Annotated in this window: 22 protein-coding genes; 16 read left to right on the forward strand and 6 right to left on the reverse strand. The window is 61.0% G+C overall.

What is annotated here, in order from left to right:
- Positions 1–463 precede the first annotated feature (463 nt).
- The 5 genes from HWY05_RS32930 (at position 464) to HWY05_RS32950 (ending at position 7,438) form a co-directional block, all read left to right on the forward strand.
- Complete coding sequence (locus tag HWY05_RS32930; RefSeq protein ID WP_176060979.1) at positions 464–1,342, forward strand: TnsA endonuclease N-terminal domain-containing protein; 879 nt, start codon at positions 464–466, stop codon at positions 1,340–1,342.
- 32 nt (positions 1,343–1,374) lie between these two features.
- Positions 1,375–3,471 carry a Mu transposase C-terminal domain-containing protein gene (locus tag HWY05_RS32935; protein WP_176060980.1) on the forward strand — a complete coding sequence of 699 codons (2,097 nt, stop codon included), beginning with the start codon at positions 1,375–1,377 and terminating at the stop codon, positions 3,469–3,471.
- A gap of 3 nt (positions 3,472–3,474) precedes the next feature.
- Entirely contained in the window at positions 3,475–5,109 is a 1,635-nt protein-coding gene (locus HWY05_RS32940; RefSeq protein WP_176060981.1) for an ATP-binding protein, read from the forward strand.
- A 184-nt stretch (positions 5,110–5,293) separates the two neighbouring features.
- On the forward strand, positions 5,294–7,123 hold the full coding sequence (locus HWY05_RS32945) for a TnsD family Tn7-like transposition protein (protein ID WP_176060982.1): 1,830 nt from the start codon (positions 5,294–5,296) through the stop codon (positions 7,121–7,123).
- A gap of 138 nt (positions 7,124–7,261) precedes the next feature.
- On the forward strand, positions 7,262–7,438 hold the full coding sequence (locus tag HWY05_RS32950) for a hypothetical protein (protein WP_176060983.1): 177 nt from the start codon (positions 7,262–7,264) through the stop codon (positions 7,436–7,438).
- Between the two features lie 188 nt (positions 7,439–7,626).
- Here HWY05_RS32950 and HWY05_RS32955 read toward each other — a convergent pair whose 3' ends face one another.
- Both HWY05_RS32955 and HWY05_RS32960 read right to left on the reverse strand, forming a co-directional pair.
- Positions 7,627–8,598 carry a fimbrial protein gene (locus HWY05_RS32955; protein ID WP_176060984.1) on the reverse strand — a complete coding sequence of 324 codons (972 nt, stop codon included), beginning with the start codon at positions 8,596–8,598 and terminating at the stop codon, positions 7,627–7,629.
- A gap of 224 nt (positions 8,599–8,822) precedes the next feature.
- Positions 8,823–9,692: a LysR family transcriptional regulator gene (locus HWY05_RS32960; protein WP_176060985.1), complete on the reverse strand. Its 870-nt coding sequence runs from the start codon at positions 9,690–9,692 to the stop codon at positions 8,823–8,825.
- Positions 9,693–10,058: 366 nt separating this feature from the next.
- Between HWY05_RS32960 and HWY05_RS32965 the strand changes: the two genes are divergently transcribed.
- On the forward strand, positions 10,059–12,497 hold the full coding sequence (locus HWY05_RS32965; RefSeq protein WP_176060986.1) for a GNAT family N-acetyltransferase: 2,439 nt from the start codon (positions 10,059–10,061) through the stop codon (positions 12,495–12,497).
- A 45-nt stretch (positions 12,498–12,542) separates the two neighbouring features.
- Here the strand turns inward: HWY05_RS32965 and HWY05_RS32970 are convergent, their stop codons facing one another.
- Together HWY05_RS32970 and HWY05_RS32975 are read right to left on the reverse strand one after the other, a co-directional pair.
- Positions 12,543–13,088, reverse strand: a complete 546-nt coding sequence (locus HWY05_RS32970; protein ID WP_176060987.1) for a hypothetical protein — start codon at positions 13,086–13,088, stop codon at positions 12,543–12,545.
- Positions 13,089–13,230: 142 nt separating this feature from the next.
- Positions 13,231–14,019, reverse strand: a complete 789-nt coding sequence (locus tag HWY05_RS32975; protein WP_035560879.1) for an IclR family transcriptional regulator — start codon at positions 14,017–14,019, stop codon at positions 13,231–13,233.
- A gap of 312 nt (positions 14,020–14,331) precedes the next feature.
- Here HWY05_RS32975 and HWY05_RS32980 point away from each other — a divergent pair, with 312 nt between their 5' ends.
- The 9 genes from HWY05_RS32980 to HWY05_RS33020 all read left to right on the forward strand — a co-directional run bounded on the left by HWY05_RS32980 (position 14,332) and on the right by HWY05_RS33020 (position 23,359).
- Complete coding sequence (locus tag HWY05_RS32980; RefSeq protein ID WP_035560882.1) at positions 14,332–15,378, forward strand: sugar ABC transporter substrate-binding protein; 1,047 nt, start codon at positions 14,332–14,334, stop codon at positions 15,376–15,378.
- 8 nt (positions 15,379–15,386) lie between these two features.
- Positions 15,387–16,907, forward strand: coding sequence for a sugar ABC transporter ATP-binding protein (locus HWY05_RS32985; RefSeq protein ID WP_156126780.1), 1,521 nt, complete (start codon positions 15,387–15,389; stop codon positions 16,905–16,907).
- Positions 16,897–17,952 carry an ABC transporter permease gene (locus HWY05_RS32990; protein ID WP_035560888.1) on the forward strand — a complete coding sequence of 352 codons (1,056 nt, stop codon included), beginning with the start codon at positions 16,897–16,899 and terminating at the stop codon, positions 17,950–17,952. Before HWY05_RS32985 ends, HWY05_RS32990 begins: the two co-directional genes overlap by 11 nt.
- A gap of 25 nt (positions 17,953–17,977) precedes the next feature.
- On the forward strand, positions 17,978–18,304 hold the full coding sequence (locus HWY05_RS32995) for a UxaA family hydrolase (protein ID WP_035560891.1): 327 nt from the start codon (positions 17,978–17,980) through the stop codon (positions 18,302–18,304).
- Between the two features lie 42 nt (positions 18,305–18,346).
- Entirely contained in the window at positions 18,347–19,657 is a 1,311-nt protein-coding gene (locus HWY05_RS33000) for a UxaA family hydrolase (RefSeq protein WP_176060988.1), read from the forward strand.
- A gap of 134 nt (positions 19,658–19,791) precedes the next feature.
- On the forward strand, positions 19,792–20,832 hold the full coding sequence (locus tag HWY05_RS33005) for an aldo/keto reductase (RefSeq protein WP_176060989.1): 1,041 nt from the start codon (positions 19,792–19,794) through the stop codon (positions 20,830–20,832).
- A gap of 7 nt (positions 20,833–20,839) precedes the next feature.
- A complete protein-coding gene (locus HWY05_RS33010) occupies positions 20,840–21,670 on the forward strand; it encodes an amidohydrolase family protein (RefSeq protein ID WP_176060990.1) in 831 nt (276 codons plus the stop codon).
- A gap of 45 nt (positions 21,671–21,715) precedes the next feature.
- Positions 21,716–22,459, forward strand: a complete 744-nt coding sequence (locus tag HWY05_RS33015) for an SDR family oxidoreductase (RefSeq protein WP_176060991.1) — start codon at positions 21,716–21,718, stop codon at positions 22,457–22,459.
- 51 nt (positions 22,460–22,510) lie between these two features.
- Entirely contained in the window at positions 22,511–23,359 is an 849-nt protein-coding gene (locus HWY05_RS33020; RefSeq protein WP_176060992.1) for an ureidoglycolate lyase, read from the forward strand.
- Between the two features lie 145 nt (positions 23,360–23,504).
- Here the strand turns inward: HWY05_RS33020 and HWY05_RS33025 are convergent, their stop codons facing one another.
- Positions 23,505–23,939, reverse strand: coding sequence for a PaaI family thioesterase (locus HWY05_RS33025; protein WP_035560908.1), 435 nt, complete (start codon positions 23,937–23,939; stop codon positions 23,505–23,507).
- Between the two features lie 268 nt (positions 23,940–24,207).
- On the opposite strand from HWY05_RS33025, the gene HWY05_RS33030 reads away from it, so the two are divergent.
- Positions 24,208–25,830, forward strand: coding sequence for a methyl-accepting chemotaxis protein (locus HWY05_RS33030; RefSeq protein WP_176060993.1), 1,623 nt, complete (start codon positions 24,208–24,210; stop codon positions 25,828–25,830).
- A gap of 121 nt (positions 25,831–25,951) precedes the next feature.
- Here the strand turns inward: HWY05_RS33030 and HWY05_RS33035 are convergent, their stop codons facing one another.
- Positions 25,952–26,155, reverse strand: coding sequence for a cold-shock protein (locus HWY05_RS33035; RefSeq protein ID WP_007178724.1), 204 nt, complete (start codon positions 26,153–26,155; stop codon positions 25,952–25,954).
- Positions 26,156–26,243 lie beyond the last annotated feature (88 nt).

The following is a 26,243-nucleotide window of genomic DNA, read 5'->3' on the forward strand; positions in this document are numbered from 1 at the left end:
CGAAACGGTGACGGCCATCGATTAGCAGGGCGTTGTCGTGATGATGGTCTGTAAAGAATCAGTTTCTTTTAGTCATCCAAGGGCTGTTTCTTCGTTTAACTTGTTAAACGACGTTGTGTTGTGGTAGCGTATAAGGGAGGTCGATTGACTTCGTGGTCGCGTCTACCTATGTGGACAAACGGGTCAGCTGCCCATCAGACCGCGAAGATAGGCAGAGCAATCTGCAATTCTCCCCAGCCAACGCACAAATTCCCCCCGACCTCACGGGCGGTCAGTTCAGCCCGACACAAGCAAATCGTTAAGGCAACTTCGCCTGGATTTCGTCCAGGCGTTTGGGAGAATTTGTGTTCGGAAATACCGCAAAGCTCTTGCGGCGTGCTTGGTTTGGGACCTCGCGCGTACGCAATATCATCCGCTGCCGCCGTTCTTGCTATGCCCACCTGATTTTAGGGAGGGCTGCGTAGTGGCGAAGCGCAGATACGTAATCGATAGCGCCAAAATTGCGCGTTTTATAAAGGAAGGGCGTGGCCAGGGTAGCGGCGCCACCTACAAGCCGTGGCTGACCATCCAGGATGTGCCCAGCGACGGCCGTGCTCATCGCGCCTACGGATGGAAAACGAAGCGCGTCCACCATCTCCTGTCGGACATCGAGTACCGACACTTCCTTCTTCTCGACTGGGCCACTGAAGTCACTGATATCCGCGAACAATTTCCGCTCGATTTCGAGAAGACAAGGGAAATCTCAGAGAACGCAGGTATCAAGCATCCAAAGAATCCTCGCAGCGATGAACTCGAGGTGATGACGACCGACTTCCTGGTTTTTCTCGGTTCTGGTGCAAATCGAAAGCTTGTCGCGTGGGCAATCAAGCCCGCCGAGAAATTGAATGATGCCCGGGTTATCGAGAAGCTCGAAATTGAACGACGCTATTGGGCTGCGCAGGGCAACGTTCAATGGCATATCAGCACCGAGCGTGAATTGCCCCTGGACCGAGTCGAGGCGCTCGACTGGATGCACGGCTGCTGGGACCTGAGCGGGGTCGAGGAGCCACGATTTGGTTTTTTCGCCGATGCAAAGTACAGATTCGCGTCGGCGGTCGATTCGGACACTTACCGCTCTATGCCGTTGAACGATGCTTGCAGTCACCTCGATGTACAACACAACTGCATGGACGGCACGCACCTGATGGTGGCGCGACACCTGCTTGCACGCCGTGCGCTTACTACAGCAGTGCAAACGAAGCTTTGGCAGGCAGAGGTCGGGGCCCTCAGGCTTGACGAAGCCGTATTTCGCGAACTGATGACTGGCTCAGACGACGCTGGCCAGGCCTTAAACGCGGCGTAGGGATGCTCATGACGTTTCTGCGGAACGAGTTGGTGAACCTGACCGAAACAAGTACTCGCATGCGAGTACTTTGGGTGTCGCCGTCAGCCGATGCGCTTGTCGCAATCGATGTTGATGCTAAACGGGACATGCCTCAGTGGGTCCAGCGGTCCCAGTGGGAGACGCTCCGCAATGACGGGCAGCTGGAGATGGTCGCCGATGACCCGTTCATCCGGCTCCCAGTCGAAGAGACGCTTAGCAAGGCTTCGCGGGACCGGCGGGAGCGCGCCTGGTCATGCATTGAAAGTCTGGTTAGCAAAGAACCTGGGGTCTATGTTTCGGATATCCGTGCGCAAATGGTTGCGAGTACGGCCACGGTTCATGATGTGCACCCGGATACTGTGCGCAACTGGATGCTGGACTACTGGAAGCGTGGCATGACTCGCAATGCTCTGCTCGGCGACTGGGATAAATGTGGCGGGGCAGGAAAAGACAAGGCAACCAGCGGTGCGAAGCGTGGTCGGCCACGCTTCATCAGTCCGGGAACAGGGATGAACGCCGACGAGGCTGTCAGGAAAATATTCGAGGTTGCAATCAAGAACTACTTCATGGGAAACGCGAAGGCAACTCTACGCGGCGTGTGGCGCACAATGCTGCGAAAGTTCTACTCTGACCACGTCGCGGAAGAGGGGACGCGTCTTATTCTTCGCGATGTCGACCACATTCCATCGTACCGTACCTTTGACTATTGGTATCGGAAGCGTCGGGACCTGCAGCGTGAAGTGAGTGCGCGTAAAGGGAAGAAATTCTGGGAAAAGACGCTGCGCCCGCTTCTTGGCAATTCCACGGATGAAGCCATTGGGCCGGGGTTTCGTTATCAGATTGACGCGACCATCGCCGACGTGTATCTGGTTTCGAAGGTCAACCCCAAGGACGTTATCGGGCGCCCGGTGCTCTATGTCGTCATTGACGTCTGGTCCCGCATGATTGCGGGCATCTATGTTGGCATTGAAAGACCGTCCTGGACGGCGGCACTCATGGCGTTACTCAATGCCGGCTCGAACAAGATGGAATTCTGTGAGCAATACGGTATCGGAATTGAACCGGCGCAGTGGCCTTGCGAAAGCTTGAGCAATGTCCTTCTCGGTGACCGTGGCGAGCTTGAATCGAAGCTCGCGGAGCGGCTATCGAATGTGCTGCACGTTACTGTTGAGAATGCTCCTCCCTACCGCGCGGACTGGAAGGGTATTGTTGAGCGTCAATTTGGCTCTCTGCAGGCGAAATTCGCGCCATTTGTAGATGGCTATATCGATGTCGATTACCTGGAGCGCGGAGGTCACGACTATCGCCTCGACGCTACGCTGACGCTCGACGACTTTACTCGCGTGGTTATCCATTCCGTTCTTGAGCACAATGCGTCCATCATCGATGGCTATCCGATGACGGTAGAGATGACCCGGGAGGGTGTAGTGCCCTCGCCAAATGAACTCTGGAAATGGGGCATCAGAAAGCGTTCCGGTGCCTTGAGAACGTATAGTTCAGATACCTTACGGTTCGCCTTGATGCACACGGCTCAAGCCACCGTTACTGCTTCCGGCATCGAGTTTCATTCGCGCCAGTATTCATGTCCATACGCATTGGAGCAAGGGTGGTTTTCTAGGGCGCGTCGTGACAAAAGCTGGAAGGTCGATATCTCATACGACCCTCGGAACCTCAACGAAATTCTCCTTCATAACCCGAAAGACAGGAAGCTTTTCAAGGTCTGTCGTCTGACTACCAGGGACAGCGAGCAATATGGCCTGTCTCTCCAGGAGTTGCTCATCATGCAGCGGCAGTCGAGGCGAGGTGTCGCGGCAGCCGCACATGGCGTTCTTGAAGAGAAAATCAATCGCGAGGAAGAAATTTTCCGCATCGTCGAACAGGCGAGAAATCGAAAGGACAATGCAGGACCGGACAGACGTAGTAAGGCTGAGCGCACCGGGAACATCAAGGAAAACGGCGAGCGCGAGCGCAAGGAACAGCGCAAGGTCGAGAGCTTCTCTTTCGCGAAGCCTGCGCCCATCGAGTCCGACAATGTTGTGTCAATCACGCCACAGCCCAAAACTGGCTATGCGATGCCTTCCATCTTCAACCTTGCCGACGACGAATAAAAGATGAATAACACCCCGCATAACTCTGGACCGCTTCCGAACTGCGCCGCTGTCGAGGCCCAATATATTCCTGCCACGCTACCAGAGTACGCCGGCAATCCGTTTATTGAAGCGCTGCCCGCAATGGCCACACAAAAGCAGCTACTTTCAACGTTGCAGGAGTATCCGCCCTATGCGGAGTCAGAGCGCGAGCTACCCAAGGCCGTACGTGGCCAGATGATTTGGCGACTATTCGATTTTTTTCAGCCGCTTGGGCGACATATTGATATTGGCATGCGCGTCGATATGCTGATGCGTGCGGGGTATCGAAAGCGTAATCCTTTGACGCCCGAACTCAGGGCGCGCATGCAGTACATCTATCAACTGAGCCAAGGGGAAGCCTTCGATGGAAGCTTGCTCGCAAGTCCGTCCCCGTCGATGTCGATGTCTCTCATCGGCGTATCAGGCACTGGCAAGACTCGTTCTTTGAAGCGAAGCCTCGCCCGCTACCCCCAGGTTATCTGGCACCCACTGCACCAGGTGTATCAGATTCCGTGGCTTATCGTTGAGTGCCCTCATGACGGTAGTGTGAAGCAGCTCTGCCTATCGTTCTTCAAAAATGTTGACAAGGTATTAGGCAGCGATTACGCGCACCGCTTCGGAGGCAAGGGCGTGACAACCGAGCAACGGCTGCTCGAAGTTGCTCAGATTGCCCGTCTGCACGCGATTGGCCTTATCGTTTTCGATGAGCTTCAGCATATTCGTCCTGCTGGCGAGCAGGGCATCGTAAAAATGCTCAACTTCTTCGTTACCCTGGTTAATCTATCGGAAGCGCCGATTGTCCTTGTCGGTACCATGTCAGCACAACACTTGCTGCAGGTTGATTTTCGTCAGGCAAGACGCGGGGCGGGCATGGGGGCACTCGTATGGCCACGGTTCGAGCGTGACGAGGAATGGCACTATTTGATGAAGACGCTCTGGGGCTATCAATGGACAAGGAACAAGACTGATTTTACGCCGGAAGTGGCCGACGTATTCTATGAGCGTACCCAAGGCGTGGTCGACCTTGCTGTGAAGCTCTACATGCTTTCGCAGTACCGTGCGATGGCCAATAAGGTGGAAGCAGTGACCCCGGAACTGATGAACCATGTGGCTGACGAAGAGTTCAAGCTGCTTAAGCCAATGCTGGAAGCACTAAAGTCGGGAGACATCTTGCGCATCGCCAAGTTCGATGACCTGCGGCCGCTGGATTTCGAGCAGCAGCTAGCGCGAGAGCAGTTGCTTCTACAGGAAAAGATTGACGTCATCGAACTGCGTCGTGCGATGGAAGACGACAAGGAGTTACGCCGAGCGAAGATGCTCCAACTGATGAAGGACGCTGGGATGGATGCCGCGAGTGCGGAGTTAGCTGCCAATGTGGTTTTCGGCACTTCAGGAGGAGATATCGCGGTTTCGGAAATGAAGTCAGGGGCGGTGTCGCCGTCGCGAGGCCGGCCAAGGTCGGGAGCGGGCCGGAAGAAAGCTGCGGTCGATATAGACCGTCTTCCCTCGGAGGATTTGCGGCGCATCGCGTCGACGGTTGGCAGCGACGGCGTGGCATATGACGCACTTGCCAGAGCTGGAGTGATTTGCGGGCCGTCCGCCTTGCTCGCGGCTTGAGCGGAGGTGATATGTTGACTTGCTTCACCGCACTCTATCAGAACGAGCTTTGGTGTAGTTCTGTTACCAGATACCGCTCGCATACGATGTCGCGTTCTTGGGCGGCGAACGCATATGACACGCCATTGCCATCAGGCGTTGCGCGCGTACCCCTCACTATCCTTGGGATTTGGGAGTTTTCCTGATGATTGGCTATTTTCCGTCATTCCACGAAGACGAACTCCTGTGCAGTGCCGTTGGCCGCTATCATCGCCATACGATGTCTAGGTCGTGGATAGACACACTTCGAGAAGTGTACGGCGAGAAAGTTTGTCATGTTGCCGTTGAGTTTCCGCTTCGGTTGGAGGCCTTTAAGCAGCGTGTTGGTAACTTGGTCTCGGAAACAGCTGACGAACTTATCTGGAATAGAACGCTCTTCCCGTACTACGCGGCGTTCGTAGGTCCAGAGCGCCAGCGAGCCTTAGCAGTCGCGATGAAGGGTGAGGTCTCGTTCCGTGGGAGCGTGTTCAGTAGATTAGGACTAGCTTTCAGTGGAATTCCGGCGCCGAAATATATGCGTGCTTGTCTAGCCTGTCTGGACGAAGACGCCACGGTTCGAGGGGAAACGTACTGGCGCCGGTCGCATCAGTTACAAGGTGTGCATTTTTGCGTTCGCCACGCCATCGCTCTTGTTGAGACGGAAATCGAAACGCGGCCTATCGATGGAGGCCAGTCTGCGCAGCGCGGCGCAGACTTGCGTATGGCAACGCGACCCTATCTCAACGGACTATCAAGCCGCGAGCAGGCTTCTTTGTTGAATATATCGGAACTGGGGGTTGCTTTGCTTGAGGGGAGGTTGTCCAACACCCTGGATGAGCAGCGGGCGCTGTACCTTGATAAATTGCACCGCGCTGGTTTTATGAAAAACAGTCATATGGTTGACTGCTTAAAACTGGATGAAAAATTCAAAGAATTTTATGGTAGCCGCTTGCTCGGGTTTCTTGATTCCGAATTTGAGGAGGGATACGTCCACAACTGGCTTAGAGAGACAGTCAAAGTACGGGAGGGGAATCATCATCCGTTGCGTCGGATGTTAGTGACTCACTTCCTCGACGACTGTGTGAATAGAACTCTCGACAAAGTGACCATTTGCAGCGGGCCTTGGCGTTGTAAGAATCCTGCGGCTGACCATTTTGGTACACCAACAATAACAAGCTATACGATTCTCAGGCATCACAAGCTTGGGAAGCGAGCGGGACGGTTCCTCTGCGAGTGCGGCTACGAGTTCACGGCCCGCCTAGACGACATAGACGAAGCTGGGCAGCCTGTCAAAATGCGGGTTACAAAATACGGTGACGTCTTTGCTAAAAAGGTACACGAGCTTGTCGGCAAGGGATATCCGCATACAGCTGTCGCCAGGATGTTGGGTGTTGATTTAAAGATTGCTCGTCGGATACTCGCGGGGGCCGATAGGCGTCGTAGTCACAATGGAACGAATCAACTAGCGCGAAAGATGCGTTTGAGTATGATTGGCCGTACCTCAAGGGCGACGAAGGGTGCTTATAAGGGGCCAGTCGACTGGGCGGCACGTGACGAGGAATTTAGTGCGCAGGCGCGCCAGGCAGCGGCGAAGATTGAGGCTATTGAACCTCCGCAGCGAGTCACGAAAACGGCTATCAAGAAGCTTATGGATAACCGTTCCTTGTCCATCCAACTCAGGGATGAAAAGCTTCCGAAGACAACTGCTGCGCTGGCTTTGCTGACCGAAACGGTCGAGGCTATTCAGTGCCGCAGGGCGAAATGGGCATATGAGCACTGGCCGGCAGAGCTTCCGCTCACCGCATGGAGATTGCGACAAAAAGCTCGGGTTGGGTTGAACGAGTCTTCCTCTGCGGTAATTAAATTCATTGACAAACTTGTCAACGAAGGTCCGTATCGAACGAGCAGTTCTATTGCCGGAGGGTTCGGTGGGTCCATGACAGTGGGCAGTGGACGGGGCACTGACGAAGTCACAACTCCTTTATTGTGCGACTGAACACAAGGGCCTTATCGATGCAGAAGACCTCGCAGAAAGGTTTGTGTCTGGACTTACGGTTATTGCCACTGCTGCGGGCTGACCCCAGAGCGGAAATTCGGTCCAGCCAAAGATGCGGCTCGATTTGGGAGTGAGGTCATGGCCGCAGTGACGTCGACGCCATTGTTTGTGGCTCTCGCGCGTCTGACCCGTGGAAAGCTCATGATGGGCCAAATGGGCATCCCAGTCATCATGACAGCAGTAGGCTGCGTTCAGCTGAAAACTTTTTTGGCACGGTTTTCAACCGGCCAGGACGGCGGGGTTTCCAGTAACTGAAAACTTCCCATGCGGGCGGTGAAGTCCCTTTTACTATCAATCAACCACTTATCGAGTGCCCAGCGGAAGACTTTCTTGTAACGTCACAATTGAAGTTAGTGCCCGGTTTCGGCTCGTGCCGGCGCCTCACCGCAAAGCAAAAGGCCCCGTCTTTTTGACGGGGCCTTTTGCTTTATTGGCTAACTTGACTATTGATAGGTCATCATGAATATAGCCGCGGCATTGACGCTGCCTGGCGCCACGGATGCGGCACCCAAACGATAGTACTGCGCGAAAAACTGGAACGATGCATTGCCTGTGGTGCCGGAAGTCAATTGGAGTGGGCTATCCAACTTAATTGCCGAATGAGAGGCATTGAGCAATTGCACGCCTATGCCAGTCGCCGTGCCGTTCGACGCGATGACGTTCGGCAGGCTTGATGAGCCGGACGCTGACGAAAAGGTGACGGCAACTGAGACGCCAGCCTGGCAGCTTAGACCGATCGAGAACGGCGCATTTGCTGCCGTAGAACCTGCGGCTGGGAATGCGGACGCGCTAACGGGACGTAGCGCGACGGTTTGGGTGGCTGTATCGGCCGTGACCGAACAAGTGACGGGACGAATCGCGCCTGTCGTAAGGGTGAGTTTGTTCGAGCCATTGTTGAGCGGGATATTGGTGTTCAGGACACCACTGATGTACTGCGCCGACGTGATTGTGCCGCCAGTAATGCTGCCGGTCTTCACCAGTTCAACGGTGCCGGAGACATTGAAACTCCCATTGGAGGTGGTATTACCTAACGACGAATCGGCACCACAGGTCCCTGACGGATTGAGCGCGACTCCCTGGCTGTTTCGCATGCGCATACCCACTCCGGTTAGCCCTGTCGTGAAGACCCCAGGCATCCCCGGCACCGGTGTTTGGCCGGAGGCGCAGACAACGACCGGTATGTTGAATGTTGTAGAACTCGTGCATTGCCCTGACAGCGTGAAACTCTTAACGGTGCCTGGGATCGTATCGCCAGCGACAAGCGAATTGGACACGGCCACAGTCCCATACGTAAAGGTTGCCGGCAGGCCGGTGGTGGGGCAATCCGCGTGAGCACTGGCGGTCCAGCCAAGCGCAAAAATGGCAAGCACAATAAAGCGCGCGGTGGCGCGTGTTCTACTTGCAAGAGAGAGCATCTTCGGTACCTACAGATCGGGGCTGTTGTGCGAGAAGACTTGCCCTCGTGCCTCACGTCGTGACCGATACGCGCGACAACTTTGGTCCTTGATGCCCTCTCGGCCTCACCACGGCGAGTGCCGTGACTACCCAGAATTTTGGTCCGTCCGCATCTCAAACTAAATCGGAGCATTCTTAGGTTTTTGAGAAATCGCCGCAAATATCGTGCGGAATTCTGGCCCCATCACCCCACCTTCAACCCCTCTTCCCGCATCCACCCCGCAAACGCCTGCACATGCTCAAGCTCCGCATGACGTTGCGCCACATCTAACCAATACCCAAACGGCCCCGCCACTTCGATATCGGAAAACTGCGCGAGACTTCCATCCGCGAGTTCTTCGACGATCATGTTCCGATCGACGATCGCCAAACCCGCGCCTTTGCGCGCGGCACGAATCGCCTGTTCCAACGTCGAGAACTCGATACCGTTTTCCGCGTAATGCGCGGGCAAACCGGCCATGGCCAGCCAGTTCGGCCACAGATCCAACCGGGCATCGTTATGCAGCACATGCAGCGCGGGCATCTGTTCGAGCAGTTGATCGAGCGGTTGTCCCAGCAGGCGCGGCGCGCCGACCAGCACGTGACGCTCGATCATCAGCAATTCGGAATGGGCGTCGGGCAGCGCATGGCGGCCGAAGCGGATGTTGCAATGACAGTCGTTGGTCGGATCGGTACGGATCGACAGTTCGACGTCAGGCAGTTCCACCGCGAGCGACCCGAGCCGCGGCGAAAACCATTGCGTCGCGAACGTGGGCGGCACGGCGACCACCAGGCGTCGCCGTCCCTTCGCCGCGGTGATCTGCCGGAAACCACGCTCGATGGTGTCGAACGCTTCGGACAGGCACGGCAGGAGCTGCAACCCGGCCGGCGTCAACCGAATGCCTTTGTGATCGCGCTCGAACAGTTTCGCGCCCAGCGATTCCTCGAGCAGTTTGATCTGCCGGCTCACCGCGCCTTGCGTCACGCACAGTGCCGTCGCCGCGCGATTGAAGCTCATATGGCGGGCCGTTTCTTCGAAGAAGCGCAACGCGATCAACGAGGGCAAGCGTCGCATACATCACCTTCTATTTCTTTAGTCATGCGGTGCGGGCGGGTCAGGGTGCGAGCCGCACTGCGGAATGGATGGCCGTACTGCGTACTGACCGCGCGTTGTCTCCCACGCGCCGCGCGAACCGTGATCGGCTCGCGTCTTTATTCAAGCGTGCCGGTTGGCATCGCTTGGGATTGTCGCATTGGCGCTGGATATTGTGCTTGGGGCATCGGAAAAAATTCCGTGGCATGAAGATGAACATCAAGCGGAAACCGCAACTTGTCACGCGAGCGCTCGCGAAGCACCGCGCAAGCGCCCGACTTCGCCTATCCTGACGAAACGCGCGTCCGGCGATCAGGCCGCCGCGCCTTCCCACTCTACGGAGCGCCCGTGACCGTCCGCAACCTCGACGCCTTATTCCGACCCAAATCCGTCGCCGTGATCGGCGCTTCCGAGCGGCCGGGCAGCACCGGCGCGATGGTGTGGGCGCGCGTGCTGGAAGGCGGCTTCGACGGTCCGCTGTGGCCGGTCAATCCGAATCACGCGACCTTGGGCGGCCACAAGGTGATCGGCGACGTCGGCGATCTGCCGCAAGCGCCGAGCGTCGCGGTGATCTGCACGCCGCCGGCCACGTGGCCCGGCATCATCCACAAACTCGGCGGGCTGGGCACGCGGGCGGCGATTATCGTCGGCGAGGCGCGCAGCGATGACGACCGGCTCGCGTTGCGTCACGCGCTTTCGGCTGCGCGGCCGCATCTGCTGCGGATCGTCGGACCTGGCAGTCTCGGCGTGGTGTCGCCGGCGCTGCGCGCGCATCTCGGCGCGCCGTCGTGCACGGTCAAGGCGGGCGGCGTTGCGTGGGTCTCGCAGTCGAACGCGCTGACCAATGCCGTGCTCGGCTGGGCGCATGCGCGAGGGCTCGGGTTTTCGCACGCGGTCGCGCTGGGCGGCGAGGCCGATGTGGATGCGGGCGACGTCCTCGATTATCTGGCGAGCGATCCCGGCACGCGCGCCATTCTGCTCGAACTCGACAGTGTGCGGGCGGCACGCAAGTTCATGTCGGCGGCGCGCGCGGCGGCGCGCAACAAGCCGGTGCTGGCGTTGCGTTCGGGGCGCGCCGATCCCGCCGATGCGCTCTACACGGCCGCGTTTCGCCGGGCCGGCATGGTGCGCGTCGACGCGCTCGACGATCTGCTCGACGAAATCGAAACGCTCGGCGTGGGCCGCGTCGCGGCAGGCGCGACGGCGACGCTGATCACCAGCGACCGGGGCCTCGCCACGCTCGCTTGCGACGCCTTCGCGGCCGCCGGCGACACGCTCGCGCCGTGGCCCGACGAAGCGTCGGAGGCGCTGCGCCAGGTGTTGCCGCACGCGGTGGGCGGCAACCCGCTGCAACTGGGCGACGACGCCCGGCCGGAGCACTTCGGCACCGCGCTCAAGTTGCTCGCGGACCATCGCAGCACCGGCACGGCATTCGTCGTGCATGCATCGACGCATGGCGCGCCGGTCGGCGAAGTCGCGCAGGCGCTGATCGCAAGCCAGCGGTTCGCGTACCGTGGCTTGCTGGCGTGCTTCTTCGGCGGCGTGGATGCCGCCACGCGCGACGCCTTGCACGCGCAGGGCATTCCGGTTCATACGACGCCGCAGCGGCTCGCCCGCGCCTTCGCTCGTCTGATCGATTACCGGATGGGACGCGAATTGCTGATGCAGACACCGGAAGGTTTGCCGGCGCAGATTCCGGCGGCGATCGACGCCGCGCAGGCGCAAGCGCGCGCGGCGCTGACGGCCGGTGAGCGCCAACTCACCGGCGCGGCGGCGATGACCTTTCTCCGGCGGTTCGGCTTGCGGGTCGAGGCGCAACCCGATTTCGCCGAAAGCGACGCCGCACCGTCCACGCGGCCCGTCGTCGACATTGCCGTTGAACTTCACGACGACGACAACTTCGGCCCGGTCTTCCGCTTCGTCGCGCCGTCGGTGGATGGCGTATCCGAAGCGCTGCGCGTCTACGGCCTGCCACCGCTGAATCCGATGCTGGCGCGCGACATCGTCACACGTTCGCGCTATGCGCGGCTGGTGTCGCCCGAGCCGGCGCTGGCCGCGTTGACGGCGCTTTCGCAGGCAGTGTGCGACGTCAAGGAAATCGTGGGTCTGGCATTGACGCTGCGGGTTTTCAAGGAACACGTGGTGGTCGTCAACCCCACGCTAAGCATTGCCGCCACGCGCAGCCGGCTCGCGATCGTGCCGTATCCGCGCCGCTTCGAAGAGACGCTCGACTGGCAAGGTTTGCAGGTGACGGTGCGGCCGATCCGTCCCGAAGACGAGGCCGCGCATCATGACTTCGTCGAAGCGATGACGCCGGAAGATTTGCGCCTGCGGTTTTTCGGCGCAGTGGGCAGTTTCGACCACTCGCAACTCGCGCGCATGACGCAGATCGACTATGACCGCGAGATGGCGCTGATCGCTACCGTCATGAGCGCCGAAGGTTTCACACGCACGCTCGGCGTGGTGCGCGCGGTGGCCGATCCCGACAACGAAACGGCTGAATTCGCGGTGGCGGTGCGCTCGGACCAGAAAGGCCGGCGGCTCGGTCAGTTGCTGATGGACCGCATCATCAAATACGCGCGGGCGCGCGGTACCCACTGGCTGGTGGGCGAGGCGTTGCGGGAAAACGGTCCGATGATCGCGCTCGCCAAAGCCTGCGGTTTCACCGTCACGCCGACGGAAGACCCGAGCGTGGTCGGCTTCCGCATGGCGCTAGACGAAGTGGCCGAAGCGACCGAAGCGACCAACGTCACCGCCAAGTCGGCGCAAAAAAATAGCGTCGAGTGAGACTTGCACAGCCTCACTCGACGCTACATCTACGACACAACCTGCTTAAGCCGGCAGCTTGGCCACGGCCTCATCGACCTGCGCACGCGTCACCGACAACTCTTCCAGCCACGCATCCGCATACACGGCGCCGGTCTCGCGCTCCAGACGCGCAATCGTCGCCGCGCAACGGTTCGCATCCTTCAGCGTGGCGATGAACGACTTCACCGATTCACCGGCCTTGAACGCGTCGAACAGGGGCACGCGAATATCGTCCGGCAGCGCACGGTTGGTCCACTGATACGGCTTGCCGTTGAACGTGAACTGCGGCGGCAGCACGCGTTCCTTCTTGGCGGCCGGAATCAGACCGAACATGCGCGCGGCGTCGCCGATCTGCTCGGCCGAAAACAGCTCGTCCGGGCTGATGTCGAATTGCTGAATAAACGTCTCGATGCTTTGCATCGCCGCAGCGCGGTCGTCGCGGCGCTTTTGCGCATGCGCGACGATGTCGCGCAGTTCGTCGGCTTCTTCGGGCGTGATCGTGAAGCTCGACTGCTTCTGCTGGAGTTCGGAAAAACGCTGGAATTCGGAATCGGTCAGAAGTTTCGCCATTGCTTATCGATGCGCGCGCATGAGCGAACCCATGCGGCTTAAATTTGAGAGGGTCGCCATTCTAAACCATGTGCGCGAGCGACCGATTTTTGACGAAGTTTCGACGCGGCACGGTTCGACGACGCCCTCTCCGGACGTCGCGCTAGCCGACGTCCTCGCGAAACATCGACAACGCTTGCACCGTCTCGCGTAGCAGTGTGGTCGCGGCTTCCAGCGTCGGCGCGACGTATTCGTCGATACGTCGCAGGTACGGGCAGGTGAGCACCGCGATCGCCTGGCCAGCCGGCCCCTGGATCGGAAACGTGACGTCGGTCACGCCGAAGGTCTGCTGGCTGTCCTTCTGCGAGAAACCGGCCGTGCGAATCCGCTCGCAGGCCTGTTCGAGCGCGTCGCGATCAATCGTGACCTCGCCCTTCACGCGGGTGTGTTCGGCCAGCATCTGCTGACGCTGTTCGATGCTTTGAAACGCGAGCATCACGCGTCCTGAACCGGTGTCGATCAAGCCGACCCGCGAGCCGAGCCGCACCGACATGCCCCACGTGCCGGGTCCATCCACCTGGGCGATCACCAGCAGATTGCCGCGGTCGTACACCACGAGGTGACACGATTGTTCGGCAGCATCGGCGAAGCGCTGCATCAGCGGCAAGGCTTCGGCGATCAGACGGTTCATCGGCGGATGACGGTGTGCGAGTGCATACAGCTTCAGGCTCAGCGAATAGCGATCGCCGGCGGCCGAGCGCACCACGTACTGGCGCGCAACCAGACGTTCGAGCATCCGGTACATCTCGCTGGCATTGCGTCCCAGCGACTTGGTGATTTCGGCGCGCGTCAGTCCGTCTTTCTGCTCGGCGAGCAATTCCAGAATATCGAGGCCCTTGTCGAGCGCGGGGGCGCGGTATCGGTCGGCGTCGTCTTTGTCGTCTGCGTCCATGGTGAGCGAGGTTCCGTGGCTTTTTCTCATTATCTGGCGCGTGAGTGTAAGTGCGTGGTGAATCTCTAGCGAGCGGACCGATGTCCAGGGAAAACACGGGGGCATGCTGCAGTGCACTTTCCTTGACTTCGAAAAGTCCGTATATGAATAATACGTTCATTGGTGAATAGACGCACACCAATACACGATAAGAAAGCGCAGGACGAAGTGCCGGCCGCCAAGGTCCGGTCCACGCCGTTCCCACAACGCAGTGCCTTGGGGCCGGCGTCAGTGCACACGCACTAACTCCGTGCTCCGACATAGGAGACAACCATGTCGTTCGCCAAAGGGCCGCACGCGGTCCGCCGTTCGTTCCGCAGTTCGCTCTTCGCCATAGCCGCCGCGGCGTGCATCGCCAGCCTCGGCGCTGCCGGTACAGCCCAGGCCGATACCGGCAAGATCGGCCTCGATCTGCCGCTGCTCACGTCGCCGTTCTGGCAGTCGTACAACAACTATCTGCCCAAGTACGCGAAGGACTCGGGCCTCGATATCCTCGCGCCGGTCAACTCGAACGGCGATCCCGCGCAGCAGATCACCGACATGAACAACCTGCTGAACCTCGGTGCGAAGGGCATCGTGGTCGGCCCGCTGGATTCGGCGGCGATCAGCCGCGCGCTCGACGCCGCTGCGGCGAAAAACGTCCCCGTAGTGGCCGTGGACGTCGCGCCGACGCAAGGCAAAGTCGCGATGGTGGTGCGCGCCGACAATCGCGCGTATGGCGAGAAGGCGTGCAAATACATCGGCGATCACGTGAAGTCGGGCAAGGTCGTGCAGATCATGGGCGATCTGGCGTCGGTGAACGGGCGCGACCGGTCGGAAGCATTCCGCTCATGCATGAAGGGCTATCCGGGCCTGACGGTGCTGGAAATTCCGGCGGCCTGGAAGGGCGACGTGGCGGCCACCGCGCTCGACAGTCTGCTGACCGCGAATCCCGACGTGAAGGGGATCTACATGCAAGCGGGCGGCGTGTATCTGTCGCCGACGCTGCAAACGCTGCGCCGCAAACAGATGCTGTTTCCCGTGGGCGATCCGAAGCACGTCGTGATCGTCAGCAACGACGGCATCCCGCAGGAGTTTGATGCGATCCGCCGCGGCGACATCGACGCGACCGTGTCCCAGCCCGCCGATTCGTACGCGAAATACGGCCTGTTCTATATCAAGGCCGCGTTGGCGGGACAAACCTTCAAGCCGGGCCCGACCGATCACGGCAGCAACATCATCCAGTTGGCGCCGGGGATTCTCGAAGACCAACTGCCCGCGCCGCTCGTGACGAAGGCGAATGTCGACGATAAAGCCTTGTGGGGCAATACCGTCAAATGAGCGGTCACATGAGCGAGCCGACAGCCTCCGTGCCGGTGGTCGAAGCGTTTGGCGTCACCAAACGCTACGGCTCGACGGCCGCGCTGAACGACGTGAGCATTCGCGTGATGCCTGGCGAGTCGCATGCACTCGTCGGGCGCAACGGCGCGGGGAAATCGACACTGGTGTCGATTCTCACCGGCCTGCGCAAGCCCGATACCGGCGAGGTACGTTTCGGCGGCGCGGCGGCGCCGTCGATTGCGGATCGCGACGCGTGGCGTGAACGCGTGGCCTGCGTCTATCAGCATTCGACGATCATCCGCGATCTGAGCGTCGCGGAGAATCTGTTCATCAACCGGCAGCCGTCGCGCGGCGGTGTGATCGACTGGCGCGCGATGCATCGCGACGCGCGCGAACTGCTCGACCACTGGAAGATCGACGTGCGCGAAGATGCGCGCGCCGGCGATCTAAGCGTGGAAGCGCGGCAACTGGTGGAAATCGCACGCGCACTGTCGTACGGCGCACGTTTCATCATTCTCGACGAACCGACCGCGCAGCTCGACGGCGACGAAATCAAGCGCCTGTTCCGGCGTATCAGCGAATTGCAGCGCGAAGGCGTGACCTTCCTGTTCATCTCTCACCATCTGCAAGAGGTGTACGAGATTTGCCAGGCCGTGACGGTGCTGCGCGACGCGCGGCATATCGTCAGCGCGCCGGTGTCCGCGTTGCCGCGCGAACAGTTGATCGAAGCGATGACGGGCGAACGCGGCGGCCTCGCCGTCGCCGATGCGGCCGCGCGCGACGCGTTGCCCGCCGATACGGCAATTGCATTGCAAGTCAAAGACCTTGCCGGTTCCGATTACGACAAGGTGTCGTTCACCGTGAAGCGCGGCGAAGTGGTCGGCCTGACCGGCGCGACGAGCAGCGGCCGCACGAGCGTCGCCGAAGCGATTGCCGGTTTGCGCGCGGCCAAACGCGGCACGATCAGCGTCGACGGCGCGGTCTTGCCGCCCGGCGATGTGCCCGCTGCGCTCGCGCATGGCATCGGCTGCGTGCCGAAGGATCGCCATCACGAAGGCCTGGTGTTGACGCAATCGGTTGCGGAAAACGCGTCGATGACCATCGCGCGTCTGCTCGGCAAATTCGGCATCGCGCCGCCCGCGAAGAAGAACGCGTTCGGCCAGAAAATGATCGACGCGCTCGGCATCGTCGCGCAAGGTCCGGAGCACATCGTGTCTGGGCTATCGGGCGGCAATCAGCAGAAAGTGGTGATGGCGCGCGCGCTCGCCACCAACCCGAACGTGCTCGTGCTGATCGACCCCACCGCGGGCGTCGACGTTAAATCGAAAGAAGCGTTGCTCTCCGTCGTGGATCGCGTGCGCGAAGAGGGCAAGGCCGTGCTGGTCGTGTCCGGCGAACTCGACGATCTGCGTACCTGTGACCGTGTGCTGGTCATGTTCCGTGGCCGTGTCGCGGCCGAATTTCCCGCGGGTTGGCAGGACCACGACCTGATCGCATCCGTTGAAGGAGTCAGTCTCCATGAAGAATAGTGTGCCCAGTCCCGCATTCAGCACCGCGCCAGCCTCAGGGTCGACGCAGGCTGTTGCCGCCGCGACGCGCGGCAAACGCGCGCGCGCCGAACTCGCGCGGCTGCGTGAACTGGCCTTGCTGCCCGCGCTCGCGTTGCTGCTCGTGATCGGCGCGTTCGTCAGCCCCAGCTTTCTGACGAAGGCGAATCTGATCAGCGTGCTGGGCGCGTCGGCGGCGCTCGCGCTGGTGGTGCTCGCGGAATCGTTGATCGTGTTGACCGGCAAATTCGATCTGTCGCTCGAGTCGACCGTGGGGATCGCGCCCGCCGTCGGCGCAATGCTGGTGATGCCGGCTGCGTCTGCGGGCTTCGGCACGCAGTGGCCGGCGGCAGTCGGCCTGCTCGCCATCGTAGCGGTGGGCGCGGTGATTGGCTTGATCAACGGCTTCCTGGTGGTGCGCTTGCGGCTGAATGCCTTCATCGTCACGCTGGCCATGCTGATCGTGCTGCGCGGCATGCTGGTCGGTGCGACCAAAGGCGGCACGCTGTTCGATATGCCGCCGTCGTTCTTCTCGCTCGCCACCACCATCGTGTTCGGCTTGCCGTTGTCCGTCTGGCTCGCGGCGGTGGCCTTCGCGATCGCCGCGTTCGTGTTGCGCTATCACCGGTTGGGCCGTGCGTTGTACGCGATCGGCGGCAATCCGGAGGCGGCGCGCGCGGCGGGGATTCGCGTGGAGCGCATCACGTGGGGCGTATTCGTGCTCGGCAGTATGCTGGCCTCGGTAGGCGGCTTGATCGTGACCGGCTACGTCGGCGCGATCAACGCGAACCAGGGCAACGGCATGATCTTCACCGTGTTCGCTGCGGCGGTGATCGGCGGTATTTCACTCGACGGCGGCAAGGGCACGATGTTCGGCGCGCTCACCGGCGTGCTGCTGCTCGGCGTCGTGCAGAACCTGCTGACGCTCGCGCAGGTGCCGTCGTTCTGGATTCAGGCCATTTACGGCGCGATCATTCTGGGCTCGCTGATGGTGGCGCGGCTCGCTAGCGGCGAAGGTCAGAACTGATGCGCACGTTATCCGGAGAACTCATTTGACCCGCCAACCCGTGCAAACCGATCCTCGTCTGATCCTGCTCAGTCCCGCCGACAACTGCCTGATCGCGGCGGCGCGTCTCGACGCAGGCACGCCGGTCGAAATAGAAGGCGAACGCGTGACGCTCGCCAAAACCATTGAACTCGGTCACAAGGTCGCACGTCATCCTCTCGCGAAAGACGACAAGGTGCTGCGCTACGGCGCGGTGATCGGTCACGTGACGGACGCGGTGGCGCGTGGCGCGCATCTGCATACGCACAACCTCGAAAGCGATTACCTGCCGACCTATACGCACGACGCGGGCCACGAGTTCGTCCATCACTGAAACGGGCACAATGACGTGGCCTAGCGCCGCGCTGGAACGATCATGACTGACATTTCCGTAGCACCTGCCGGCGCGCCGCCAATGCTGCAAGGCTATCCGCGCAATGACGGCCGTAAAGGCATCCGCAACGTGGTTGCGGTAGCGTATCTGGTTGAATGCGCGCATCACGTGGCGCGTGAAATCGTCACGCAGTTCCGCGAGCCGCTCGACGCATTCGACGATCCTTCCGCCGAGCGCGAACCGCCGGTGCATCTGATCGGCTTTCCCGGCTGCTATCCAAATAGTTACGCCGAGACGATGCTCGAACGGTTGACCACGCATCCGAACGTGGGCGCCGTGCTGTTCGTGTCGCTCGGGTGCGAGAGCATGAACAAGCATTATCTGGTGGACGCGGTGCGCGCAAGCGGCCGTCCGGTCGAAGTGCTGACGATCCAGGAAAAGGGCGGCACGCGCAGCACGATTCAATATGGCGTCGACTGGATTCGCGGCGTGCGCGAACAACTCGCCGCGCAACCGAAAGTGCCGATGGCGCTGAGCGAACTGGTGATCGGCACGATTTGCGGCGGCTCGGACGGCACCAGCGGCATCACCGCGAACCCGGCGGTAGGCCGCGCGTTCGATCATCTGATCGATGCGGGCGCAACCTGTATCTTCGAAGAAACCGGCGAACTGGTGGGCTGCGAATTTCATATGAAGACGCGCGCGGCGCGGCCGGAACTCGGCGATGAAATCGTGGCTTGCGTGGCAAAGGCGGCGCGCTATTACTCGATACTCGGCCATGGCAGTTTCGCGGTCGGCAATGCGGACGGCGGCCTCACCACACAGGAAGAAAAATCGCTCGGCGCGTACGCGAAAAGCGGCGCGTCGCCGATTGTCGGCATTATCAAACCCGGCGATATTCCGCCGACCGGCGGCCTCTATCTGCTTGACGTGGTGCCGGACGGCGAGCCGCGCTTCGGCTTTCCCAACATTAGCGACAACGCCGAAATCGGCGAGCTGATCGCGTGCGGTGCGCACGTGATTCTGTTCACCACCGGACGCGGCTCGGTGGTCGGCTCGGCCATCTCGCCGGTGATCAAGGTGTGCGCGAATCCCGCGACCTATCGCAATCTCGCGGGCGACATGGACGTCGACGCGGGCCGGATTCTCGAAGGCCGCGGCACGCTCGACGAAGTGGGCCGCGAAGTGTTCGAGCAAACGGTCGCGGTGTCGCGCGGCACGGCGTCGAAATCGGAGACGCTTGGGCACCAGGAGTTCATCCTGACTTACAAGACCTTCGAACCGGTTGGGCCGGCGTGCTTGCCGTCGGGCGCCGCGTCGACGCATCGGGTCGTCGCGATCGAATCACACTGAGCTTCCGGCAATCCGCCATGCGCCGCGCTACACCGTGCGGCGCATGGGGCGTTGTCACTCATAGCAGGCCAGGCAAGCTGCGGGCAAATCTCGCCCGCCCATGTTAAAACGTAAAAAAACAGGAGACGCGCTCCATGACGGCAACGATCGGTTCGAAGATCGGGCAGCGGCGCCGCATCGGTCGCGGTGCGCTGCAAGTGAGTGGATTGGGACTCGGCACGGCGCCGCTCGGCGGCCTTTACCGCGATCTATCCGACGAAGAAGCCCACGCCACCATTGCCGCCGCGTGGGACGCCGGCGTGCGCTATTTCGACACCGCACCGCACTACGGCAACACGAAGGCCGAGCATCGTCTGGGTGACGTGTTGCGCCGCTATCCACGCAGCGAATACGTGTTGTCGACCAAGGTCGGGCGCCGCTTCGTGCCGCGCACCACGCCGTTCGACGACAAGGAAGGCTGGCAAAACCCGCTGCCCTTCGAAGCGATTTACGACTACACCTACGACGGTATTCTGCGGTCGTTCGAAGATAGCCAGCAGCGCCTCGGCATCGTCGAGATCGATATGCTGCTGGTGCACGACATTGGCCGCATGACGCATGGCGACAATCATCCGCATTACTGGCGGCAATTGACTGAAGGCGGCGGCTTCCGCGCGTTGGACACGCTGCGCTCGTCGGGTGCGATCAAGGCCGTCGGGCTCGGCGTCAACGAAGGCGCGGTAATACTCGATGCGATGGCCGAGTTCGATATCGATTGCGCGCTGCTCGCGGGCCGTTATACGCTGCTTGAGCAGACCACACTCGACGACCTGTTGCCGGCATGTGAAACGCGCGGCGTCAGCATCCTGTTAGGCGGCGCGTTCAACTCGGGCATTCTGGCGCGCGGCGTCGAGGGCGATCTGAAATTCAACTACGGCACAGCGCCTCGCGAAGTAATCGAGCGCGTCGCGCGGCTGGACGCCGTGTGCCGCGCCCATGGCGTGCCGCTTGCTGCCGCAGCCTTGCAGTTTCCGTATGCGCACCCGGCGGTCGCCACCGTGTTGACCGGCGCGCGCAGTGCCGACGAATTGCGCGAGAACGTCGCGTCGTTCGAGCAGCCGATCGCCGCCGCGTTGTGGTCCGCGTTGCGCGGCGAAGGCTTGCTCGACAGCCGCGCGCCCGCGCCCGAGGACTAATCTGACAATGGCAATCGATGCCCACCAGCACTATTGGGACCCCGCTCGCGGCGACTACGAGTGGCTGACGCCGGAACTGAAGCTGTTGTACCGCCCGTTCGGACCGGCGGATCTCAAACCGTTGCGCCAACGCGCGGGCATCGAGCGAACGGTGGTGGTGCAGGCCGCGCCGACCATCGACGAAACACGCTATTTGCTGGACGTCGCGCGGCATGAGCCGTCCATTGCCGGTGTGGTCGGCTGGGTGCCCTTGCTATTGCCCACCGCGCCGGCGCTGATCGGGGCGCTCGCGCACGAGCCGAAGTTCAAAGGCGTGCGGCCGATGCTGCAGGATTTGCCGGACGACACATGGATCGCGAATCCCGATCTCGCCCCGGCGATCGAAGCACTGATCGCGCACGACCTGACGTTCGACGCGTTGATTTACGCCCGCCATGTCGAGCATTTCAACACCTTCGCGACGCGTTTTCCCGCGCTGCGGATCGTGGTCGATCATGGCGCGAAGCCGCCGATCCGCTATGGCCGCGCGGGCTTCGCAGGTTGGGCTGAAGCGATCACGCGGCTGGCGGCATTGCCGAACGTGCACTGCAAGCTGTCGGGCCTCGTCACCGAAGCGTCGCTTGGGTGGACCGAAGACACGCTGCGGCCCTATGTCGAGCATCTGCTGAAGTCGTTCGGCCCGGCGCGCCTGATGTGGGGCAGCGACTGGCCGGTGCTCGATCTGAACGGCGATTATTTGCTGTGGCATTCGGTGGCGACCACCTTGCTCGCGTCGTTGAGCGACGACGAACGCGAAGCGGTGTTCGGCGGCAATGCCACGGCGTTTTACCGGTTGTGAACTGACGCAGCGAAACGAGACAAGCCCATTCAACTGGAGTCGTAGATGACACAAAGACTGGCTGGCAAGACGGCCCTGATTACCGCGGCGGGACAAGGCATCGGCCTCGCGACCGCCGAACTCTTCGCACGCGAAGGCGCACGCGTGATCGCGACGGATATCCGCATCGACGGGCTCGCCGGCAAGCCGGTCGAGGCACGCCGGCTCGACGTGCTCGACGGCGCGGCGATCAAGGCACTGGCCGCCGAACTCGGCCCGATCGACGTGCTGTTCAACTGTGCGGGCTTCGTGCATGCGGGCAATATTCTCGACTGCAGCGAAGAGGATTGGGACTTCGCGTTCGACCTCAACGCCAAAGCCATGTACCGGATGATCCGTGCGTTCCTGCCGGCCATGCTGGAGAAAGGCGGCGGATCGATCATCAATATGTCGTCGGCGGCGTCGAGCGTGAAGGGCGTGCCGAACCGCTTTGCGTACAGCGCGTCGAAGGCGGCGGTGATCGGTTTGACCAAGTCGGTCGCTGCGGACTTCATCACACGTGGTGTACGCTGTAACGCGATTTGCCCGGGCACGGTGGCTTCGCCGTCGCTCGAACAGCGAATCGTCGCGCAGGCCCAGGCGCAGGGCGCGACGCTGGACGCCGTGCAGGCCGCCTTCGTCGCGCGTCAGCCGATGGGCCGCATCGGCAAGCCGGAAGAAATCGCCGCGTTGGCGTTGTATCTCGCGTCCGACGAATCGTCGTTCACCACGGGCCACGCGCACGTGATCGACGGCGGCTGGTCGAACTGACACGCACGGATTGACGAACCGAACACCCTTGAACGATAGGAAAGTGCAACGATGAAACTGCTTCGTTATGGGCCGAAAGGCCAGGAAAAGCCGGGCTTGCTCGACGCGCAAGGCAAGATTCGCGATCTGTCCGGCGTGGTTGCCGATATCGACGGCGCGGCGTTGACCGATGAAGGTCTCGCAAAACTGCGCGCGCTCGATCCGGCTTCGCTGCCGGTGGTGGAAGGCAATCCGCGCATGGGGCCGTGCGTCGGCAAGATCGGCAAGTTCATCTGCATCGGGCTGAATTACGCGGATCACGCGGCGGAATCGAATCTGCCGGTGCCGGCCGAGCCGGTCATCTTCAACAAGTGGACGAGCGCGATCAGCGGTCCGGACGACGACGTCGAGATTCCGCGCGGTTCGAAGAAGACCGATTGGGAAGTGGAACTGGGCGTGGTGATCGGCAAGGCGGCTAAATACGTCGACGAAGCCAACGCGCTCGACTACGTCGCCGGTTATTGCGTGATCAACGACGTGTCGGAACGCGAATGGCAGATCGAACGCGGCGGCACGTGGGACAAGGGCAAGGGCTTCGACACGTTCGGCCCGATCGGTCCGTGGGTCGTCACGCGCGACGAAGTGGCCGATCCGCAGAATCTGAGCCTGTGGCTCGAGGTGGACGGTCACCGTTATCAGAACGGCAGCACGAAGACGATGGTGTTCGGCGTCGCCAAGCTGGTTTCGTACGTGTCGCAGTGCATGAGCCTGCAACCGGGCGACGTGATCTCGACCGGTACGCCGCCGGGCGTCGGCATGGGCGTGAAGCCGAATCCGGTGTATCTGAAGCCGGGGCAGACGATTCGCCTGGGTATCGAAGGTCTCGGCGAGCAGACGCAGAAGACTTACGCGGCGGAGTAAGTCGCGCGGGTTTTGGGGCCGCGCTGCGGGCACGACTCAAAGCGCGACCGGCAGTGTAACCAGAAAGTACAAAGGCCGTTCCGGCGTCAAGCCGGAACGGCCTTTGTTTTTGCCTTTGTCATCTTGGCGCGGAGGGCTGGTGTTCTTACGCCGCCGGCTCGTGCTCGCCCGACTCGCCGATGCGGTTGATCGTGCCCTGCGCCACGGCGACCAGCTTCTCGCGGTCGCCGTCCATCACATAGATGTTGCATTGGCAGGTCGCCTGGGAGCGCCCCGCGAACACCACCTTGGCCCGCGCGATCAGCGTGCCGTTCATCACCGGACGCAGATAGTTGATCTTGAACTCGCCGGTGACCACCCTCGGCCCCAGCGACAGCGCGCCGGCAAACGTCAGCGCGTTATCGGCAAGGTAGCTGATGACCCCGCCATGCACGAAGCCGTGCTGTTGCCGCAATTCGTCGCGGATCGGCAGGCACAGCGTCAGCTCGTTGCTGGCGGTGTGCATCAACTCGGCGCCAAGGAGCATGCTGAACGGCTGGGCATGCAGCGCGCCGCGCGCCCGGTCGAGGAGGTCGGTCATCGTGATTCCTTGGGGCGAGGCCCGCAGTGAGATCCGCACGGGAGTGCGCTGTGCAGTCCCTACCCACTCTAGGAAGCGCTGATGTGTCACGTCAAGGTGAATCGGAAAGATATGCACGGCATTGTTGTGCAAAATGACCGGAATTGCGAAGTTGGACGATGAAAATGGGTGGTAAGACGATCTTTGCCGACATTGATCTCAAGCAAAGCTCAGCCTTGCCGTTAACCCTGACGTAACTCCCGTCATTCTTTGCTTTCAGGTGTCCACGATGTTCAGCAAGATCAAGGTCGCATCCGGCCTGTTGTGTGTTCTGGCCGCGTTCTGCGTTTTTCAGCTGGTTACGGTGGGATTGGGGTTCTGGTCGCTCACGCGTACTCATGACGACGTCGGCGATTTGTCGAATATCGCGTTGAAGCAGGTCGACGCGGTCAATGAAACGACCCAGCATCTGATGGATGCGCGAATCAACCTGTCGCGCGCCGGTACGCGCATGGTGCGCGGCGGCGGCGAGCCGGCCGACATCGTGCAGCACGCCCGCGAACAGCTCACGGTCGCCGATCAGTCTTTCGCCGCTTTCATGAGCGCCGAAAAGACCAGCGACGAGAACAGCGCGCGCGCCGCCGCGCTCGCCGACCGGTATAAAAAGCTCCACGACGCGCTCGCGGAGCTCGTGCAGTTCCTCGATGGCAACAACATTCAGGCGTTCCTCGATCAGCCGACCCAGTCGTTCCAGGACGCTTACCTCGTCGAGTCGCATAACTTCGTGCAATTCGGCAATGCCGCCAGCCGTGCATCGCTCGATTCGATCGACACGCGCATGGCCATGTTTCGCGGCGTGAGCATCGCGATTCTGGTGCTGCTGGTGGTCGGCACCGCCGCCGTCTACGCAGCGCTGCGCCGGGGCGTGGTGGCGCCGCTGGAAGAAGCGGGTCGTCACTTCGACCGTATTGCGCTGGGTCGCCTCGACCAGCCGATCGCGTCGCGCGGCACCAACGAAATCGGCCGTCTGTTCTCGGGCCTCGCGAAGATGCAGGCGAGCGTCGCGCGCACCGTGCAGACCGTGCGCGAATCCGCCGACTCGATTCACCTCGGCGCCGACGAAATCGCGACCGGCAACGCCGATCTGTCGGCGCGCACTGAAAACCAGGCCGCTTCGCTGGAAGAAACCGCGTCGAGCATGGAAGAGCTGACGGCTACGGTTCGCCAGAATGCCGATCACGCCCGCGAAGCGAACTCGCTGGCCGAAACCGCGCTGGAGGCGACCTCGCGCGGCAGCGAAGTGGTCAACCAGGTGGTCGACAAGATGCGCGGCATTGCGCAGAGCTCGGACAAGATCGCGGAAATCATTTCGGTGATCGACGGCATTGCGTTCCAGACCAACATCCTCGCGCTGAATGCGGCCGTGGAAGCGGCGCGCGCGGGCGAGCAGGGCCGTGGTTTTGCGGTGGTGGCCGGCGAAGTGCGTGGCCTCGCTCAGCGCAGCGCGCAGTCGGCGAAGGAAATCAAGACGCTGATCAGCGAATCGGTCGCCGAGATTCAGGGCGGGTCGACGCTGGTCGAGCATGCCGGCGAGGCAATGAGCAACGTGTCCGCGTCGATCTCGCGTGTTACGCAGATGATGGCGGAAATCAGCGCGTCGTCGCTCGAGCAGAGCACGGGGATCGAGCAGGTCAACCAGGCGGTCGTGCAGATGGATGAGATGACGCAGCAGAACGCGGCGCTGGTCGAACAGGCTGCGGCGGCGGCAGCTTCGCTGCATCAGCAGACGCAGCAATTGAAGCAGGCCGTTTCTGTGTTCGAAATTTCGGAAACTGTGTTGCGCACGCAACATTTCGACGACGTGCGCGGGCAAACCGGCGGAATGGCGTTGTCTGGCATGCGCGCAATTTAAGCGTCGCAGCGCTCAGAAGCGCTTAAAAAGAAAGCATCAGACAAAAGAAAATGGCCCGCCGAAGCGGGCCATTTTGCATCAGACGCAAGCGCCTAAGGGTGCCTCAAGTACCTGAAGGTACTTAGGCCGGCTGGATGTTCGCAGCCTGCTTGCCCTTCGGGCCTTGCTTAACTTCAAACGTCACTTTCTGGTTTTCCTGCAGGGACTTGAAGCCGCTGCCTTGAACTTCCGAAAAGTGAGCAAACAGGTCTTCGCCGCCGTCGTCCGGCGTGATGAAGCCAAAGCCCTTTGCATCGTTAAACCACTTCACAGTACCTGTTGCCATTTTTGATCCAATAAATGTTGTGTGTTGCATTCGCGACCGCTATTTCTCAACGTGAGATCGAGCGCGAAGTACGAGTTGTATCACGTCT

The organism is Paraburkholderia sp. BCC1876 (assembly GCF_902833695.1).
In the GTDB taxonomy this organism is placed as follows: Bacteria; Pseudomonadota; Gammaproteobacteria; order Burkholderiales; family Burkholderiaceae; genus Paraburkholderia.

Excerpts from the sequence above, each read along its gene's own strand:
- HWY05_RS32955 (WP_176060984.1), bottom strand. The coding sequence starts at position 8,598 with ATGCTCTCTCTTGCAAGTAGAACACGCGCCACCGCGCGCTTTATTGTG.
- HWY05_RS33015 (WP_176060991.1), top strand. The coding sequence starts at position 21,716 with ATGACACAAAGACTGGCTGGCAAGACGGCCCTGATTACCGCGGCGGGA.
- HWY05_RS32950 (WP_176060983.1), top strand. The coding sequence starts at position 7,262 with ATGGCCGCAGTGACGTCGACGCCATTGTTTGTGGCTCTCGCGCGTCTG.
- HWY05_RS32970 (WP_176060987.1), bottom strand. The coding sequence starts at position 13,088 with ATGGCGAAACTTCTGACCGATTCCGAATTCCAGCGTTTTTCCGAACTC.
- HWY05_RS33010 (WP_176060990.1), top strand. The coding sequence starts at position 20,840 with ATGGCAATCGATGCCCACCAGCACTATTGGGACCCCGCTCGCGGCGAC.
- HWY05_RS32990 (WP_035560888.1), top strand. The coding sequence starts at position 16,897 with ATGAAGAATAGTGTGCCCAGTCCCGCATTCAGCACCGCGCCAGCCTCA.
- HWY05_RS32980 (WP_035560882.1), top strand. The coding sequence starts at position 14,332 with ATGTCGTTCGCCAAAGGGCCGCACGCGGTCCGCCGTTCGTTCCGCAGT.
- HWY05_RS32975 (WP_035560879.1), bottom strand. The coding sequence starts at position 14,019 with ATGGACGCAGACGACAAAGACGACGCCGACCGATACCGCGCCCCCGCG.
- HWY05_RS32940 (WP_176060981.1), top strand. The coding sequence starts at position 3,475 with ATGAATAACACCCCGCATAACTCTGGACCGCTTCCGAACTGCGCCGCT.
- HWY05_RS33020 (WP_176060992.1), top strand. The coding sequence starts at position 22,511 with ATGAAACTGCTTCGTTATGGGCCGAAAGGCCAGGAAAAGCCGGGCTTG.
- HWY05_RS32960 (WP_176060985.1), bottom strand. The coding sequence starts at position 9,692 with ATGCGACGCTTGCCCTCGTTGATCGCGTTGCGCTTCTTCGAAGAAACG.
- HWY05_RS33035 (WP_007178724.1), bottom strand. The coding sequence starts at position 26,155 with ATGGCAACAGGTACTGTGAAGTGGTTTAACGATGCAAAGGGCTTTGGC.
- HWY05_RS33000 (WP_176060988.1), top strand. The coding sequence starts at position 18,347 with ATGACTGACATTTCCGTAGCACCTGCCGGCGCGCCGCCAATGCTGCAA.
- HWY05_RS33025 (WP_035560908.1), bottom strand. The coding sequence starts at position 23,939 with ATGACCGACCTCCTCGACCGGGCGCGCGGCGCGCTGCATGCCCAGCCG.
- HWY05_RS33030 (WP_176060993.1), top strand. The coding sequence starts at position 24,208 with ATGTTCAGCAAGATCAAGGTCGCATCCGGCCTGTTGTGTGTTCTGGCC.
- HWY05_RS33005 (WP_176060989.1), top strand. The coding sequence starts at position 19,792 with ATGACGGCAACGATCGGTTCGAAGATCGGGCAGCGGCGCCGCATCGGT.
- HWY05_RS32985 (WP_156126780.1), top strand. The coding sequence starts at position 15,387 with ATGAGCGAGCCGACAGCCTCCGTGCCGGTGGTCGAAGCGTTTGGCGTC.
- HWY05_RS32945 (WP_176060982.1), top strand. The coding sequence starts at position 5,294 with ATGATTGGCTATTTTCCGTCATTCCACGAAGACGAACTCCTGTGCAGT.